Source organism: Enterovibrio paralichthyis (assembly GCF_019209835.1).
Classification (GTDB): Bacteria; Pseudomonadota; Gammaproteobacteria; order Enterobacterales; family Vibrionaceae; genus Enterovibrio; species Enterovibrio paralichthyis.
In genome coordinates this window covers 18,454-35,765 of the sequence record NZ_JAHUTS010000026.1, presented here as the reverse complement: position 1 = coordinate 35,765, position 17,312 = coordinate 18,454, and the positions used below count along the sequence as shown (strand labels likewise).

16 protein-coding genes and 1 pseudogene are annotated in these 17,312 nt (G+C 49.5%); 7 read left to right on the top strand and 10 right to left on the bottom strand.

Annotated elements, in window-relative coordinates:
• Nucleotides 1–104 precede the first annotated feature (104 nt).
• On the top strand, nucleotides 105–740 hold the full coding sequence (locus tag KU854_RS20920) for a 2OG-Fe dioxygenase family protein (protein WP_218360272.1): 636 nt from the start codon (nucleotides 105–107) through the stop codon (nucleotides 738–740).
• On the top strand, nucleotides 718–1,956 hold the full coding sequence (locus KU854_RS20915) for a cysteine desulfurase-like protein (RefSeq protein WP_218360271.1): 1,239 nt from the start codon (nucleotides 718–720) through the stop codon (nucleotides 1,954–1,956). The genes KU854_RS20920 and KU854_RS20915 overlap by 23 nt, the downstream gene beginning before the upstream one ends.
• Nucleotides 1,957–2,026: 70 nt before the next feature.
• Here KU854_RS20915 and yqfB read toward each other — a convergent pair whose 3' ends face one another.
• Complete coding sequence (gene yqfB / locus KU854_RS20910; RefSeq protein ID WP_218360270.1) at nucleotides 2,027–2,359, bottom strand: N(4)-acetylcytidine aminohydrolase; 333 nt, start codon at nucleotides 2,357–2,359, stop codon at nucleotides 2,027–2,029.
• Nucleotides 2,360–2,544: 185 nt separating this feature from the next.
• Here yqfB and KU854_RS20905 point away from each other — a divergent pair, with 185 nt between their 5' ends.
• Both KU854_RS20905 and modF read left to right on the top strand, forming a co-directional pair.
• Nucleotides 2,545–3,093, top strand: a complete 549-nt coding sequence (locus tag KU854_RS20905; RefSeq protein ID WP_218360269.1) for a YbhB/YbcL family Raf kinase inhibitor-like protein — start codon at nucleotides 2,545–2,547, stop codon at nucleotides 3,091–3,093.
• 166 nt (nucleotides 3,094–3,259) lie between these two features.
• The gene (gene modF, locus KU854_RS20900) at nucleotides 3,260–4,717 is read left to right on the top strand and encodes a molybdate ABC transporter ATP-binding protein ModF (protein ID WP_218360268.1); all 1,458 of its coding nucleotides are present in this window, start codon (nucleotides 3,260–3,262) and stop codon (nucleotides 4,715–4,717) included.
• Between the two features lie 62 nt (nucleotides 4,718–4,779).
• Here the strand turns inward: modF and KU854_RS20895 are convergent.
• A pseudogene (locus KU854_RS20895) lies at nucleotides 4,780–5,405 on the bottom strand (LysE family translocator).
• A 162-nt stretch (nucleotides 5,406–5,567) separates the two neighbouring features.
• Between KU854_RS20895 and KU854_RS20890 the strand changes: the two are divergent.
• Nucleotides 5,568–6,356, top strand: coding sequence for a DODA-type extradiol aromatic ring-opening family dioxygenase (locus KU854_RS20890; RefSeq protein WP_218360267.1), 789 nt, complete (start codon nucleotides 5,568–5,570; stop codon nucleotides 6,354–6,356).
• A 22-nt stretch (nucleotides 6,357–6,378) separates the two neighbouring features.
• On the opposite strand, the gene KU854_RS20885 is transcribed toward KU854_RS20890, so the two are convergent.
• The 4 genes from KU854_RS20885 to KU854_RS20870 form a co-directional block, all read right to left on the bottom strand.
• Complete coding sequence (locus tag KU854_RS20885; protein WP_218360266.1) at nucleotides 6,379–7,215, bottom strand: AraC family transcriptional regulator; 837 nt, start codon at nucleotides 7,213–7,215, stop codon at nucleotides 6,379–6,381.
• Nucleotides 7,216–7,223: 8 nt separating this feature from the next.
• On the bottom strand, nucleotides 7,224–7,817 hold the full coding sequence (locus KU854_RS20880; protein ID WP_218360265.1) for a LysE family translocator: 594 nt from the start codon (nucleotides 7,815–7,817) through the stop codon (nucleotides 7,224–7,226).
• 298 nt (nucleotides 7,818–8,115) lie between these two features.
• Nucleotides 8,116–8,844, bottom strand: a complete 729-nt coding sequence (locus KU854_RS20875; RefSeq protein ID WP_218360264.1) for a MipA/OmpV family protein — start codon at nucleotides 8,842–8,844, stop codon at nucleotides 8,116–8,118.
• A gap of 2 nt (nucleotides 8,845–8,846) precedes the next feature.
• Nucleotides 8,847–9,200: a hypothetical protein gene (locus KU854_RS20870; RefSeq protein ID WP_218360263.1), complete on the bottom strand. Its 354-nt coding sequence runs from the start codon at nucleotides 9,198–9,200 to the stop codon at nucleotides 8,847–8,849.
• Between the two features lie 220 nt (nucleotides 9,201–9,420).
• Here KU854_RS20870 and KU854_RS20865 point away from each other — a divergent pair, with 220 nt between their 5' ends.
• Both KU854_RS20865 and KU854_RS20860 read left to right on the top strand, forming a co-directional pair.
• On the top strand, nucleotides 9,421–12,357 hold the full coding sequence (locus KU854_RS20865; protein ID WP_218360262.1) for a vWA domain-containing protein: 2,937 nt from the start codon (nucleotides 9,421–9,423) through the stop codon (nucleotides 12,355–12,357).
• A 47-nt stretch (nucleotides 12,358–12,404) separates the two neighbouring features.
• Complete coding sequence (locus KU854_RS20860) at nucleotides 12,405–13,082, top strand: hypothetical protein (RefSeq protein ID WP_218360261.1); 678 nt, start codon at nucleotides 12,405–12,407, stop codon at nucleotides 13,080–13,082.
• A 68-nt stretch (nucleotides 13,083–13,150) separates the two neighbouring features.
• Here KU854_RS20860 and KU854_RS20855 read toward each other — a convergent pair whose 3' ends face one another.
• The 4 genes from KU854_RS20855 to KU854_RS20840 all read right to left on the bottom strand — a co-directional run bounded on the left by KU854_RS20855 (nucleotide 13,151) and on the right by KU854_RS20840 (nucleotide 17,281).
• Nucleotides 13,151–14,719, bottom strand: coding sequence for an ABC-F family ATP-binding cassette domain-containing protein (locus tag KU854_RS20855; RefSeq protein ID WP_218360260.1), 1,569 nt, complete (start codon nucleotides 14,717–14,719; stop codon nucleotides 13,151–13,153).
• Between the two features lie 278 nt (nucleotides 14,720–14,997).
• Complete coding sequence (locus KU854_RS20850) at nucleotides 14,998–15,465, bottom strand: ASCH domain-containing protein (RefSeq protein ID WP_218360259.1); 468 nt, start codon at nucleotides 15,463–15,465, stop codon at nucleotides 14,998–15,000.
• A 60-nt stretch (nucleotides 15,466–15,525) separates the two neighbouring features.
• Nucleotides 15,526–16,056: an MltR family transcriptional regulator gene (locus tag KU854_RS20845; RefSeq protein ID WP_218360294.1), complete on the bottom strand. Its 531-nt coding sequence runs from the start codon at nucleotides 16,054–16,056 to the stop codon at nucleotides 15,526–15,528.
• A gap of 76 nt (nucleotides 16,057–16,132) precedes the next feature.
• Nucleotides 16,133–17,281 carry a mannitol-1-phosphate 5-dehydrogenase gene (locus KU854_RS20840; protein ID WP_218360258.1) on the bottom strand — a complete coding sequence of 383 codons (1,149 nt, stop codon included), beginning with the start codon at nucleotides 17,279–17,281 and terminating at the stop codon, nucleotides 16,133–16,135.
• Nucleotides 17,282–17,312: the final 31 nt, after the last annotated feature.

Here is a 17,312-nt window from a genome sequence, read left to right as displayed (position 1 = left end):
ACAGATTGCGTTTTGTATGACTCAACAGCTTACAGCGTTTGCCCGCTGGTTCCGTGAGGAATCCCCGGGTGGGCAGGCGGGTATCGGTTCAAAAGGAATGAAAGATGCAAAACAAGTTTCTGATTGAAGCCTTTCAAACGCCGGACAGTGTGGCAAATACACTGCTGCCATACTTCTCTGTCCTCCCTCAAGATCCCTACGTAGACAGCGATGTCCGATTTCGGAGTTATGCCCGTTTTTCCATTAATCAAACTGGGGAGATTACCCGCCTGGAACACCGCCCCTTTATGCAGTCTTCCGAGGTAAACCGCGTGGTGGGTGATGTGGAACGCCACTTTGCCCCTATGTCTGAAGAGATGGTGGCATTGCCGGAATTTGACCACCTGATCCGCTCATTCGCGAGTGCGACAGGGCTGGATGTGACAGGCGGCCAGATTGATGTTCATCAAATCCGGGTAACCTGCTCTGAAAGCGACACCAGTGCGCCGGCACCGGAAGGCATTCATCAGGACGGTTTTCGCTTTGTGGGGATCTTTTGCGTTCAGCGCAGGAACATTGCCGGAGGCTTTACACAGATTTTTTCATCGCCTGTGGATCAACATCCGCACTTGAACACGGTACTGGAACCCAACCAATTCATCATCCTGGATGATCAGCGCTACTACCACCACATATCAGAAACGCTTTCGAGCAAAGCCGGCGAGGAGGGCGTGCGCGATGTCTTCGTATTTACCGCTTAACAGTGACAATGTGGACCAATTACGGGCGCAATTTCCGGCGCTTCAAAGGTCGGTGAATGGGCAACTGCCCCTCTACCTTGACGGTCCTGGCGGCACTCAGTTACCAGACAATGTGATTGACGCATTCAGCACCTACCTGAAAAACGGCAATTCAAATCTCGGTGGAAAATTTGCCGTGAGCCAGGAAACGGTCGATTTGGTGGGGGATGCCCGCAGGCACGCTGCCGCGATGTTGGGCGCTGCGCCTGAAGAGATCTTCTTTGGCGCAAACATGACGTCAGTGACCTTTTCATTCAGCCGTGCACTGAGTCAGCAATGGCAGGAAGGGGATGAAGTGATCGTCACCCAGGCGGATCACGGTGCGAATCGATCGAGCTGGATCATGGCTGCGAAAGATCGCGGCGTCACAGTTCACTATCTGCCTGTCAAAGATCATACCGGTGCATTGGATCTGGATGCGCTCGACAGTCTCCTCAATGAAAAGACCCAGCTGGTGGCCGTCACCGGTGCCAGCAATATCACTGGCACAATCACAGACCTTTCCATTGTTGTCGCTAAAAGCCACGCTGTCGGTGCCAAAGTCTTCGTGGATGCTGTGCACTTGCTTCCCCACCAACTGGTAGACGTAAAAGCGCTGGATGTGGACTTTCTTGCGGGCTCCGCTTACAAGTTTTATGGCCCGCATCTTGGCTTCCTCTATGGGAAAAAAGCGTATCTGTCGACAATCACGCCTTACAAAGTGGAACCCGCACCCTCTGCGGCTCCAAATTGCTGGGAAACGGGGACGCTGAATTTCGAAGCGCTGAGTGCGTTTGTTGCCGCAGTGGAATATCTGGCTTCTCTGGGTGAGGGTGATAATCTGCGCACGTGCCTGGCGAGCAGTTACGACAATATCCACCAGTATGAAACCACCTTGTCGGCATACTTTCTCGACAAATTGAAAGCTGTCGAAAATGTACAGCTATACGGTGTGGAAAGTGTGGAGGGGAGGACTGCGACATTCGCATTGCGATTTGGTGAGCGTGATCCGTCAGAAATCGCTACCGCTCTGGGCAAGCAGCAAATCTACGTCTGGAGTGGCCATTTGTATGCAGACAAACTGACCGATGCATTCGGTGTGACCGACAAGGGCGGCATTTTGCGTGTTGGTCTGATGCACTACAACACGCGGGAAGAGATCGACCGCTTTTTCAGTGCGCTGGAAATTATCCTTTAAAAACAAAAGCCCGCAGCAAGGTGCTGCGGGCTTTCTTCTGTTCGGCAAATCGCTTTGCGATGCTCGCGGTTTACTTGGCTGAGCCTTCAACCAGCGAATAGCTGATCACATAGAAATCTTCATCGTTAGGATAAATTTCGCGGATCAGTGGTTTCAGCTCTTCCAGTGGGATGAACTCCTGCGCGGCGTGTTCTTCATTGATATCGTCAAAGCCAATCTTTTCAACAGCAAGGATATCAATCTGACACACATAAGTGTCTTGCTCCAGGGTGTGAACATCTACGCGCGTTCCCGGCACGTAGTGGCTTTCAGACTCGTCACGGATAGTGATCACTTTCTTGCCTGAAGCAACCAGCGGTGTCAGCCATTCGAAAAAGGTAATTTTGGTTGGTGCGGTTTGCATGGGAATACCCCAATATTTGAAGCTTGGAATCAGCGCGCATTAAAGCACAGTTTTCACATTCAGCATCATATTTCTGTCGCGAGAGCGACCAATTCAATTGATGCAAATGATCTCATAAACCGTACATCGACCGGCAAAACTGTTTCTCATACTTTCGACTCCAGTGGTCAAGTAAGGAAGACAACATGAAATCGAAACTGCTGCTTTGTGCCTCGCTGTTGATGGCTGCACAGGTTTCAGCAATGAATCTGGAAAGCCCCCAGGTCGTAGAAGGTGAATCGTTCAACAAAGGACAGATCTTTAACTCGTGGGGATGCGAAGGCGACAATGTTTCACCGGAACTGAAATGGGACGACGTTCCAGAAGGCACGAAAAGTTTTGCGGTGACCATGTACGACCCTGATGCACCCACAGGCAGTGGCTGGTGGCACTGGGTGATGATTGATATCCCAGCGGATGTTCGCCATCTGTCGCTGAATGCTGGCGAAAAAGGCGGTGAGAAGATGCCCAAAGGCGCGCAAATGCAGCGCAATGACTTCGGCTATATCGGCTTTGGCGGCGCTTGTCCTCCACCAGATGCACCGAAGCACAATTATGAAATCACCGTTTATGCCTTGGATGTTGAAAGCTTAGGCGTACCTGCCGATGGCGCCCCTGCTCTAGCAGGCTACTACATTCTGCAACACCGTATCGGTGAAGCGCAGTTGATTGCACCCACCAACGCACGTAAATAACCTTTTCATTGTCTACTTCAGCGCCCTAGAAAGGGGCGCTGCTTTTGTTTCATATCAGTTTGCTCACGGCATTTTAATGTCACAGAACCGGATAAGCGGGTATTTACACTCAATCTGAATGCGCTACCTTTTAGCTTCATTGCGCTTTCAGGAAGAAACCAAGGGTATGGAAATCCAATTCAACCAGCTTAAAACAGCAGGCAGCAGCACGCCGCTCACTATCGATAATTGGCAAATCGCCCCGCACCAGTCCTGGGCGGTATTCAGCACGGAAGGGGATGTTGGCTCCCTGATTGGCGCTGTGCTATGCGATACCTTGCCATTTGAAGGAACGCTGAATAAGGGGGACGGCAGGATTGTGCTGGTTTCCCTGCGCGAACAGCAAAAACTGCTGGAGCAGGAGCTTGCCAATGACGACACGGATTTCCTCGACCGCATTGATACCGGCACCACGGTGCATGACCTCATCTTTGACATGTGCAGCGATGACACCCTGTGCGATACCCTGATCGCCGAGCTTGATCTCGACCACTTGAAAAACAGTGGATTCCGCGTGCTTTCAACCGGGGAAACCCGCCGTTTGATGCTGGCGCGCGCCCTGGCTACCCAACCGGATTATCTGGTGTTGGACAACCCGTATGAAGGGATGGACGTTGCACACCGCCAGTCACTTTCTGCCTACCTTGGCAAACTGGCAGAAACCGTTCAGATGCTGGTGGTGCTTTCCCGTGAAGCAGACATGCCGGATTGGGTGGATAACGTTGCCCTGTTCAGCCAGGGCGAGCTGGTTGAGGTGATGAACAAGGCGCGTTGGGATGCCCACCCCGTGATTGCACAAATCGCTGCCCAATCCGAGCAGCAAAGTGACGAAATGATGGCTTTGCTTCGTCGTTACCAACATTCCACGCCGTTCGAGAATCCGATTTTTGCGCTAACAGACGGGCGGGTGGAATACACTGAAAAAACCATCTTTACCGGCGTTAACTGGCGTATCAACAAAGGCGAGCACTGGCAAATCAAAGGCCCTAATGGCGCAGGGAAAAGTACCTTACTGGGGATGATCTTTGGCGATCACCCACAATGCTATAGCAACAATATCCATATCTTTGGCAAACAACGCGGCAGCGGCGAAACCGTTTGGGAAATCAAAAAGCATATCGGCATGGTTTCCTCGGCGCTGCACCTGCAATACCGTGTTAACTGCAAAGCACTGGATGTGATTATTTCCGGCTTCCATGATTCCATTGGACTTTACACCCAGCCCAGCATTCAGGAGCGGAAAATCGCCAATGAATGGCTTGATATCCTCCACATGCGCCAATATGCCAACACCCCGTTCCGTCGTCTCGACTATGGACAACAACGCTTGCTGTTGATTGCCCGCGCGATTGTTAAACAGCCGACGCTATTGATCCTCGATGAACCGTATCAAGGGTTGGATTTCCTCGGCCGCAGGCTGATGAAACGTACACTGGAAATGATCGCCCGCGAAAACCTCAGCCAGCTTCTCTACGTTTCTCATTACCAGGATGACGAGCTGGAAAGCATCAAAAATACCCTGACGCTGGTGTTTGATGATAGGCAGGGATGTTATGTGGCAGAGGTGACAAGAGCGGCTGTTTAGCATCTACCAATAACACCAAGGCCAGCTTCAACGCTGGCCTTGGTGTTTCAAATTCAGACAAATCACTTATCCGTTAACGCAATTTTTCCTGCCAAACCTACCAGCAATATGCCTGACGACGCCTCCAAGCCGCGCGCAAAACGTTGGGATGAAGATGACGCAAAGAGCCAGCTTCCTGCAATGGCGTAAGAAAGGTTACAGACTGTCGCCGTCACACTGAACAGCACACCCAGCATCAGCAGCTGTATTTCTGGTGCCGCAGTATTGGCATCAATAAACTGTGGCAAGAAGGAGAGGAAGAACAGGGCAATTTTCGGGTTGAGTACCGCCACCATCACACCTTGTTTGAATACGTTTTTGGTTTTGGCGTCTGTGGCACTCACAGATATAGCCAATTTCCCTTCGTAAGCATTTTTCAGTGCGCAAATGCCAAGGTAGAGCAGATAAGCCGCGCCAAGATATTTCACCACAGAAAAAGCAAACGCAGAGCTGACAATAATCGCGGAAAGGCCAAATACGGCGGCCAGCGTGTGAATAAAGTAGCCAACACCCAGCCCCATTGCAGCGCGCAGTCCCATTTTGAGTTTCCCCCCATGGTGTTGGAGACGATGTAAATCACATCCGGCCCCGGGATAAGGTTGATGGACAGTGAAGCAATCACAAAGAGTAAGAGGGTCTGAAGTTCCATTTCTGTTCCTGTGGCGGTTTAGCGTCAATATTGGTCGAATATCCTGAACAACACTATCAAAAATGCTCAGTTATTAAACGCTAAAGATATCCCTATAGTCTGTTTAACAAAAATGGACACCGATAAATGTGGTGGCGTTTGGATAGTTCAGGAGATAGATAAATGGAAAACTCAACCCAGCCCGTGCTGTTTGTTTCCCACGGCGCCCCGACCATTGCACTCAGCAACAGCCCAGCGGCGCAGTTTTTATCAACTTTGGGCGATACGCTTCAAAAGCCGAAAGCGATTGTGGTGTTTTCCGCTCACCTTGATACCCGCGACAACATTGAGATTTCAGCGGGGCCGTTACCAGAGTTGGTGTATGACTTTTATGGTTTTCCACAAAAGCTGTATGAAATCGAATATCCAGCAAAGGGAGCACCTGAGCTGGCGGGAAAAATCGCGGGCATGCTGGAAAGCGCCGGGATTGCAGCATCACAAAAACCTGATCTAGGCTGGGATCATGGCGTCTGGATCCCGCTTTCATTGATGTACCCTGATGCGGATATTCCTGTTGTTGAAGTTTCTATCAGCAGCCGTCTTGGTGCGGCATTCAACTTCAAACTCGGTGAGGTGCTGGCACCTTTGCGTGAAGAAGGCGTGTTGATGATAGGATCCGGCGGGATCAGCCACAACCTGCGGGAAATCTTTGCTTCGCCCCGCGATCCGTCTGGCGTGCAAAAAGTGGAAGTCTTTACCGAATGGGTGGCTGAAAAGCTCATCAGTGGAGATTACCAATCCGTCGTTGAATATGAATCTTTAGCGCCACACGCCAGTTACAATCACCCGACGTCAGAGCATTTCTACCCCTTGATGACTGTATTGGGGGCGAGCGGGAATGCGAAGGCAGAGCGTTTACACCACAGTGTGGAATACGATCTATTAGCGATGGATGCGTATCGTTTTGGCTAATGGATTGCAGAACAACAGGACGCTAAGACGCATCCACAAAATGTGACTGGTAGTATTTTGGTGTGACAGCCAGTTTTTTCTTAAAGTGGCGTTGAAAGTGGGCTTGGTCAGAAAAGCCCAGCGTCATCGCCACGTCTGCTATCTCTAAACCTTCTCTCAGCAATACTTTGGCGCGTTTGATTTTCTCATCCATCAAATACGCGTGCGGCGGCAGGCCAAAGCTTTGCCTGAATGCACGGATAAGCTGGTAGCGGCTCATGCCTGCTTCGTTGGCGAGGTCGTCAAGATGGTGGAGTTGGGTCAATTCATCGAGCATCTTGTCACGCACGCGCAGTACATTGGTATCTTTCGCAGTGTCAGAGGTGTTTGTCGTTTCCCGTTGCCAGAAACAAGCCTCGACAAAATCATAGAATGCTACCTGCGCCTGAAGCGGGCTTGTGTCTGAAACCAGTGCATTGAACAGAGTGATAAAGCGCGACTTAATATGCGGGTTGCGTTCTACATCATGCCTGAATGGGGTGTAATCCTGACTGTATCCGCGCACTTTATCGCTCAAGATATCCCGCTGGATTTCGCCCATCCGGACAGTGTCCGCAAACAACATGCTGTAAGACCAGGTTTCGCCTGTTGGGTTACAGGAATGCACATCAGCAGGATTTATTGTGACAACGTCACCGATTTGAATGGGGTAGTGCCTATTACGGTTTTTATATTCAGACTGACCTTGTTCGATAATGCCGAAGGAAAACTCATCGTGCGAATGTGCTTCGTAACAGGCGCGGCTTTGGCAGGCGACACGCATTTCCACCCAGGGTAGCAAGGTGCTTTGTTTGAAGTGCGTAGACGTATCCTTTTTCATCGCGTGCCTTATATCCAGATGATGGCCACGGACAGCGCTAAAACCGTCGCCATGAACCTATTAAACTGGCGCTGTTTTGCGGGATTTTCAAGCTTGCTGGACAAAATATGCCCAAGTACAGCCCAAAGCCCAATGCTGAAAAGGCACACCAGCAAAGAAACCACGGTGTAAATCACCAGCCAGCCTGATTCATCCTCTTTGCCAATCACGTAAATACTTACGCCGGAAAGGGCATAGAGCCATGCTTTGGGGTTGAGCAGTTGGGTTACGGAACCCGTCAGCCAGCCCGATTTTGCCTGCTGGCCTTTTTCGAATTTGGACACAGGGGCAGTGAAAATTTTATACGCAAGGTAAAGCAAAAATGCGCTGCCCAACACCTGCATGGTGGTTTCAAGGGAAGGGATTAAGGCCAACAGGGATTGCATCACCCCGCCGCACAGAACTACTACTAACGCATAAGCAAAGGATGCCGCGACCACATGTTTAATCGCTTCGCGCAACCCTTGATTGACGGCGGTGCTGGTCGCCAGCAGGTTCACCGGCCCCGGCGTTACCGCACCCACAAAAGCAAACGTGACCATGGCTAGAAACACACTGTTCATGACTTTCTCCTATGTAACACGGAGAAATTAGCGCAGGGCAGAGTGGAAGTATTGAATGATATTGCGCCCCTTTGAAGGGTGGAGGGGATTTTTTGTCTTCAAGGCAGAAGCGGGCTACGTGCTCTTGGTCCTTCCCCTTTGTTAAGGGGAAGTTAGATGGGGTTGCTTGTGATCTTTGGGACATAAACAGCTTAGAGTCGGTGCTCAAAAGCGTCTATTCCGTATAACTTCAGATTGGGGAAAGCCAAGTAGACGGCTTTGTTTTTTGAGTATTGGAGAGTCTGTCCCTGCAAGCGCACTAAAACTTATACGCCCCGCCTACGCTGATTTGCCAAGCAAGGTCGTTTTGAATCAGAGGGCTATTCGAATCGTGATGTTCAAACTCTACTTTTGCAATGGCTAGCCACTGCTCGGTGATGTCGTAGAGTGAAATTAAACCAGCCTTGTAAACCCAAGTCTCATCAGCATCAAATTGTGCCAAACCGGAAGCGGCAGCTTCTTGCGCAGAAACGCTGTAAAGATGCTGCGAGAGTTTTTTGGAGCGGTAATCCACTTCAACGTAAGGGGAGAGCACCCACTGATCAAACGGGGTATCAAAAGCGCGACCAAGGTGAAGTTGAATCTCGTAACCGTCGTGAACATTGGTGACATCTTGTAGGTAGGTGAGGCGTGCGCCAACTGTGCCCACGGTGATGCCAAGATCGGCATTGCCATCACGGTTGTTGATGCCGCGGGGGATGTCATCAAAATCGTCCGATACTTCGGCAAAACGCAGGTTGCCCGACAAACCCAGCCAAGGGGTGAGTGAGTAATTGGCTAAGCTTCCATCAATAAAGCCGTATTTTCCGTTGTAAAACAAAGAGGGCTCAATGCCAACTTTGGCCCCGTCCGTTGAAAATGCGGATTCGCCGTAGGTCACACCTGCGCCAACAAACGCATAATCTTGGTATTGCTCTTGTGCCAACACAGGAGAAGACAACACCAGCAGGGGAATGGACACGCGCATGTCGCGCACAAGATTTTTCATGGCTAACTTCCTTTTTCTTTTCGTTTTATAAAAGAACGGTTAAGTAGCGGTTTTTTTACGTCAGGGTGGGGTTGATTCGTTGTTTTTGGTTTTGTTCGCTGAAGGGGTTTGTGTTGATGGCGAACAAAACAGATTGAAAACAGAGAATTACTTTTGAAACGTTCTCCCTGCCGCGATGGGCTGGGCGGTGTTTTTGATGTGGTTTGATGATTATTTTTTAAGTACCTGTCCCATGTTTTTATGTTTTTCACCTCATCAAACTCACCATCATGGCTAATCAAAATAACCCCACCGCAATAGTTATTCAGCGACTGTTCTTCTACCCTAAGGTGAGTGACGAATAGCGAACTGTACATTGTAAAAAACGTTCTATTACGATTCACCCTAACAATAATTAGCTATTAAACGATGAGTTAATAACAAGCCTTTGTTTGTGCTTTGAAACGCAATCATACGGAATTTGAATGTAATCAGTCATGGTTATATTGAGAGGGTCGGTGATTGTGTCATTCCAATTGGTTTTGCTTTACAAAATGTTGTTTCTTGGGCTGCATTTTAACAACGTTAAGGCTAACCATGAATCTAAACCAGTATCTCGTGGCGGCATCAATACTGCTACCGAGTGTTTCAGTGGCATCGATTGATTTGCCCCACCCAACTCTAAAGTTATCGGAATCCCGATCATTGATCCCAGGGAAATATGTCGATTTTTCTGGTAACCCGGATGGCTACCCATACCACGACTATGTGCCCATGGATGCATCATCAATCCTGGAAAGTGGAAGTATTTTGAATGAATACATTTTCACGCCGGATTACAAGCTTTCATCAGCAAAAGCGAATGCAGCACTGGGTAAAGAAAGATTTACCACTTCAGAGGTAGGGATTCATGAATTCTATCCTCCGTACTTTGTGAAAGCTGATCTGAAGCCCACCGTGTATTTCCAAGACTTCTACAATCCATTTTGGAACAAAACACCTCACGCCAGACAATACTGGCTCTACTACATCAATAACATTTGGCTAGGTACTCATATCTCTGACTGGGAATCGGTCGCCTATTTCTTTGATAGAGATTCAAGGCCAATTGATGCTGTTTACTCCACTCACTATGAGGCGAATAAATATAGCTGGGGTAAGGTAAACAAAGTGGGTGGGTCACCGCTCATTTACGTGTCTAACGGTGGCCATGGCAGCTATGCGCACAGCGGAGAAACTAAGTTTGGCTCGCCATTCTCGGCAACTGATTACCATCGAGGTGAGAAAGAAACGGTAAGTATTTCGAGCGCAGTGGCTTTGAACTCCCCATTGGGAGCTTCTGTATTGAACTTCTCTGCCCCATGGGGAGCGAGTGACGACAGCAAAGCGCCACATGGGCCGAGACTGCGTGTGGATAAAGCACAAAATGGCGTCTTTATTAAAGATTCCTATCTCGCGAGAAATCCCTACAAAAATTGTGAGCTGTACCCGAACGTAGAGATGTACGGCACGTCGGTAAATTTGCCTGAATATGGTGTTCCTATCGTCGAAAGCCAGGATCGAGCGCGTTCCAAAGAGCGGATTGAAGAACTCTTAAACTTCGGTCCACACCGTTGGGCTTCTGGCTACAGTGAAGATGACAAGTGTGACCCAATCGCCTTACCTCAACCAGTGAGAGAGCTTGAGCTTACTGCGGTTGACCAAATTTCAGTGAAATGGGAAGACAATGCTTCATCAGAGAAACCTTTTGGCTACCGCCTGTCGTTCTATCACGACACTGAACAAGGATTCCGCATGGTCTCCACCGTTTTGCCATGGCTGGAAGCCTGTACAGACGGGATTTGTTCGTTTGATGCCGCGTTTGAGGACTATGTTTCAGCGTCATCATCAGAGGCGCTTTGTGTTGATGTAGAAGCCTTTCACCCTGGCGGCACCAGTGACGTAGTTTCAACCTGTGAAAAACCTTCGGTTGTGTTGGTCGTTGATGATACTGGCAGCATGAGCGGTGAAATCAATCTGGTTAAAAACCAATTGACGACCTTCCTGCAAGGCTATGAAGATGGCGAAGCAATGTATCAGCTGATCACATTTAAAGACAGTGTGGTCAACCGTATGATTACCCGACAGCGTGCAGATATCATCAGTGCTGTAGGCAATATCTATGCGAGCGGTGGTGGTGATTGCCCTGAAAGTTCTGGCGCAGCACTAATCAAAGCGGCTGAAACAATGGCAGAAGGTGCATCAGTCATTTTTGTCACCGATGCATCATCAAACTCGTTAGCTGATCTGGCTCGGGCAAAAAATGAAATTCTCAAAAAGCGCGGAAAACTGACTACATTACTCTCGCGTACCTGCGACGGTTCAAGTGCAAGTCCTCGTGTGGCATCTATGCAGGTAGAACCCCGTGTGCTCCGTGCTGAAGCTCGAGCGGTGACAGCCACATCAACCTTTGATGGCCTAGACTGGGAATCTGACTTTGGGCTAGAAAATGGACGAGTCTTGATTGAGAACGATGCTAATCAACTTCGTTACATCGGATTTGTACAGGATGACAGCCATACCGACCGTGTAGATAACTTCCGCGTACTGGTAAGTGCAGGCAAAAAAACTATCAACGTTAAACAGCTCAATAACTTCGGTGTTGGCTTGAATGTACGTGTTGTCGAAGCTGACACTGTGACTAACAGAGCGCAAGGAAGAGTGGGTGCGAATTACAACAATGTCCGTCAATGGATGTGGAACTTTGAACAACCAACGACTGATAACCTGTATATCGAAATCACTGCGAGTTCGGTCAATTCAACACCAACGGAATATGTCATCGAAGTCATTGATAACCCATATGTTGGCCTGAATGACTATGAGGTTTATTCAACGTTCACCAATGATGTTAATGGCAACTTCTACTACGTGCCTGAAATAAAATACGGTGACAGTACACGTTTCGCCGAGGCATTGGACGAAGCGCTTAAAGCGGCACTGACGCCAGTGATATCATCAGTATCGCCAAATACCTTGGTTGCAAACAACAAAGACCAGACGGTTGATGTGAAGTTGCTGAATATCAGTTGGACAGGAAGCGAGTTTGTAGAGTTTGGTGATGAAACAGGTTTTCGCGTTGCAGGCACAATTGGAGAGTTCAGCGGGCAATTGGCCACTGTCAATTTCAATGTTGCGCGAGCGGTTGAATCAAAGTGTTACAACCTCTACGTCTCAGGTGCAGACTACATGATCCAGTCTGACTGTGCGCTAGTGATAGAAGAAAGCCCAGTAGATATCTTTGGCTTGATGCTAGAACTGCGGGATCTCGTGAAAGCAGCGGATATCTATGACTCAATTGAAAGTATGTTGCTGTATCGTTTGGATATCATCGATACCCATATCGCAAACAGTGACTTTCCTGTTGCGCAGAGCTATTTGGCTGATTTTAATCAATGGATTGCAGCGTTGAGTGGCTTCCTTATCCCGACTGATGACGTCGAAGCAATGACAGCTAAAGCCAATGAAGCGATTGAAGAGCTTAATGCGATGTAAGCAATATCTGCATTGCCTTTAGGCGCGTAATCTCAGGGAGACCGGTTGTGGTGAAAATGAAAGAAAGCCAATGGATGCTGCTTTTTATGTCACTGCTACTGGTCTCTTTTCTTTATTGGTTTGGGCTTCAATCCAAAGTGGGCGAAATCATTCTGTTGACCATACTTGGTTGCGGCACCTCGGCTTACCTTTGTTACTACCTTAAACGACTCCACCCCCAACGGTCGCAATCCTTTATGCTGGCAATCGCAGCAGGGGCAGTGATTAGCCTGCAGGCGTTGATGGCGATATTTTACGGAAGGGGAGGCGATACCATTGGAGTATTGACGGCTTTTACTTTCTTGGCGGTTTTACTGTTGTTGGGGATGGTCTTCGCAGCCACATCTAAAGATCTCTATCCTGTCATTATCAAACATCCCGTTTTCTCTGTGGCTGCGCTGACTGTCGGTGCCATTTTGGTGGTTATCTTTAAAATCCCTCACACCATTGGCAGCATCATTCTTATGGCTGTGCAAGATCAATCGATTTCGCTGCAGTGGTATGAGCCTCTCTCGCTTATTTTTCTGGTTCAACTATTACTGGCGGGTTTCCTCTTGCCTTGGCGGGTGGGAATGGCGTGGATAGCCAAACAGCGGGAAACGAATATGTCGCTATCCGTTCTCACTGCCATGGGGATTAATGGTTTAGTCGGTGCCATGACAGTGTTCGCACTGTATTTCCAATGAATGGTTTGTGGTACTGAAATACCGCAAAACCAAGCCAGACTTTCATCCAGCTTGGCTTGCTTACGTCCTCAAATCTCAATCTGTCTCACTACCCCTGATTCTTCCGCAAATTCGCCATCGTGGCTAATCAAAATAAACCCGCCCCGATAGGTATTCAGCGCCTGAGCGAGCATGATTTTTGAATCAAGATCCAGATGGTTATCGGGTTCATCGAGCAGCAGGAGAGGTTGGGTTGGCTGGTGGCTGACGATCAGCATTGCGAGTTTCATTTTCTCGCCGCCGCTGAGCATGCAGCCAATCAGGAATACGCTGTCCCGGCGAAAACCGATGCCTGCCAACAGCGTTCTTGCATCGCTTTCGATCATGCCTTTGCAGTGGCGCAGTAAGTTCTCCAAGGCTGATAGGTTGGGGTTAATTGCGCCAAAATGTTGATCGAGGTAGCAAAGCGGTGTGTTGACCTGCAATTCGCCACTGTTGAGCGTTAATTCCCCAAGAATGGTTTTGAGCAGGGTAGATTTTCCGCTGCCGTTTTTGCCCGTCAGGTGCACTTTGTCGTTGGCGAAAATCTGGAGCGTGATGGGCGCTTTGCATCCAAACGGCAACACGCCATCCAGTATGGAAATCACTTTGCGCGAACGGCTTTGGCTGTCTGGCAGATGAATTTTCGGGTTTTTGAGCTCTTCTTTTCTCGACTTGAGCGCCTGTTCTTTCTCGTTCAAGTGAGCTTGCCGGAGTTGCTCATTTTTGTTGCGGTTTGATGCGCGGGCGGTCGCTTTGTCTTTCATTGCATCCATCAGGATTTTGGGTTGCGCCCCTGTTTTGCGCAGTTTGTTGCCTTGGGCGGCGCGCTGCTCGGCTTTCTCGCGGTTCCGTTGGGCTTGCTCTTCAAGCTGCTTTTTCTGCTTGTCGATGTGGTTTAACTGACGCTCGACAGCCTGCAGTTCAGTACGCTTTCTCTCTGCATAGAAGTCGTAGTTCCCGCCAAAGACTTGTAGCCCGAGGCTGGATAACTCCCATATCTCCTCGACTTCACGAAGCAGTTCCCTGTCGTGGCTGATAAGGAGGATTGCGCCGGAATATGCCCGCATGGACGCTGTCAGCCACTGTTTGCCTTCTGCATCTAGGTGGTTGGAGGGTTCATCGAGGATCAGGAGTTCTGTGTCCGTTTCGAACAGCTGCCAAAGCTGTAAGCGGGTCAATTGACCGCCGCTGAGTTTGGCGCAGGGGAAGTCCGGCTCTGGTGGCAACCCCATGTCTGTAAGTTGCTGCGCTAAGCGGGTTGTAAAGTCCCAGTTATCGCCCACTGTCTGAAACCAGTGCTCGGCACAATCGCCGGATTCAATGTGTTTGAGGGCTTCCAGAATGCGGTCTTTTCCCAGGTACTGGGCGATGGTGTGTTGGCTCTCAAGCAGGTGAGAGGGCTGCTGGCGATATACAGCGACGGATGTTGGCGGCGTGACGGAACCGCTCGATGGTGTCAGCTCGCCACTCAAGATTGAAGCAAGAATGGATTTGCCCGCGCCATTTCTGCCTACCAAACCCACCCGTTTCTTGGTCATGGTGCAGGAAAGGTGCTGGAACAGTGTCTCGCCATTGTCGAATTGATAACTGATGTGATATGCGCGTAAAACTGGCATAAATTGCCTCCTGTGTAACAGGGACAACAGCCGTAGCCGGGGAATATTCTATGATGCGTTCAATGCTGACCGTTACGTCACAATGGCACGAGTTGACTTGATTGTGGTTGCCAGCAAAGAATGATCGGAAAGTGAGCTACGCCTACTAACCCTGTGTATCCAAAAACAAAATGAAATATGGATGACAGGCTTAGTTGTTCATTTCGGCGTAATCTCCTGGGGAAGTGATGGCCAATGTTAGTCGGCGGAACGTGAGAAAGTCAATTTCAGGGTGTGCATTATGCCGCGTACACCACCTCAAAGCGCTCTAATACCAACAAGATATCTTCGCGCATCTCAATGCCTAGCTCTTCGCATTCCCTGCTGAAAAACGCCCAATGGGCTTCGCGCCACCATTCGTAGCTTTTATCACCTTCACCTTCAGCGGCTGCAAATTCGGCGGTCACTTCATTGAAAGGGCAGGTTGAGACGTCGGTGATTTCAATAATGCAATGGGGTGTGCCGTGCCAGTCGGTGACAACGTGCAGGTGGCCGGTTTCTGGTCGTTCTTCGCCTTCCTGGCTGTACCAAATGTCCATGCTGCAACTGGCGCGTTTTTCGCCCTGTTTGATGAGCTGGGCACAAAGGTTGGCATTGTATTCGTCCGCGCAGAAATAGTCGGCGGAAAAGCGGGTGTATTGTTGGCGCTGTTCAGGCGACAGGGTATTGAGAAAGGTATCGAGGTACTGTTGGGCGCGGGCATCCATGCGTTTCTATCCTGATAATGAGTCGCCGCGCAGTATATCGACTCATCTGTTTTTTCGTCGTTAGAAGGGACTTTCTTTGTTAAGTTCGTTGCAGATTTCGACAATGGCGAGGGAGAGACCAGAGGCAATCATTTGCTGCTGGCGTTTAAGTTGGAGCTGGTAAAACTCCAAATCCACGTCATCGTCCGGTTGCATTACTTCAAGTTTGACCATGCCCATTTTTTCCACCAGATTAAGGTTCTTAATCGCACTGATGATAAAAGGGTCGGTGAAGGTGTATTCTTCGCCATCGCTGTTGAGCTGGTTGCGAAGCTTGATGATGTCGTTGATGTCTTGATAAATCGGGTCTGGCAAGACGCCAAGGCCATAAAGCAGTTTGAGACGGACGGAAAGATCGCCCAGCGGACCCGTAGAATCGAGAAGGGGACCCACGACGGATTTCACCGCGAAATCGTCTTTGCGGAAAATGCGTTGGATCAGCTGATCAATCGCATCGTTAAAAACGTCAACCGAGGCAATAAAGAACCCTCGCACAGTCGGTGCGGCGTTCAACTTTTCCAATATGAGTGTTTCGTTTACCGGCGCTACCATTTTTGCCTTAGTTGATTTTCTCATCAGGGAGGGCTTTCGCCCTCCGTTTGTGCTGCCTTCTTCAAGCAGAAGGGGCTTATAGCTGGCTGTAGATTGACTCAATGCTCTGCGCCTCTTTGCTGGTTTCTGCCAAGCCGCAATAGTGCGCCAGCGTTTTCGTCACGCCATGTTGTTGCAAATAGTCCTGCAGTTCAGTGGCTTGCGGGTCTGTCGCATTTTTATACTTCAGGGCTGCCGCAATCCCTTTGAGCAGGGCGTCATTTGCTGTGCCGTACTCGATTGTACCGAGTAACGGTCTGATTAATCTATCATTCTTACCCAGTTTTCTGATGGGTTCGCGCCCAACGCGTGAAACTTCATCAATCAGATACGGGTTAGCAAAGCGTTCAATGATCTTGTCGATATAGGCGTAGTGCGCATCACGGTCGAAACCATAACGCTGGATCAGCACTTCGCCGCTTTCCATCATCGCTTGCATCACATCGGTGCGGATCACCGGATCACCAATGGCTTCACGAATGGTGCGATATCCTGCCAGACAACCTAGATAGGCGGTAATGCAATGTCCGGTGTTGAGCGTGAAAAGCTTACGCTCTACATAGGCCATCAGGTTACTGGTGCGCTCCATGCCGTTAATGGCAGGGATTTCACCTTTGAATTGCTGGTCATCCACAATCCATTCGCTGAAGCGTTCTACCGTTACTTCAAGTGGGTCGTCGTTCGCCGCATCCATTGGGGGAACAATACGGTCTACGGCGGAATCGACGAACCCGACTAGCGTATCAGCCTTGGCCTGCTCATCTTCGGTAAGATGCTTGTAAACCTCGGCTTTGAGGTGCGTGCTGCCGCGCACCATGTTCTCACAGGCAATGATGTTCAGTGACGCTTCATTACCTTGTTCAAAACGTTTTTGCAGCCCCTGCGCGATGGTGCGCGCAATTTTATCCAGTACGTTAGGGCCAACGGCGGTAGTCACCAAATCCGTGGTGGCGATGCGCTCAATCACGTCTTCACTGAGGGCATTCACCGCCGAAATGTGGCGGACTTCATCCACGGTACTTTCCGTACCGACCACCCGCACTTTGTATTTCTGTTCGTGGCTCAATTGGTCAATCAGTGGGCCGTTAACGTCGGCAAATGTGACGGCAACGTCTGAATCTGCCAGTAATTTACCGATAAAACCGCGGCCGATATTGCCTGCGCCAAAATGGACAGCTTTTTTCATCATCTATTCCTCACCAACTTTGTTTAGGTGG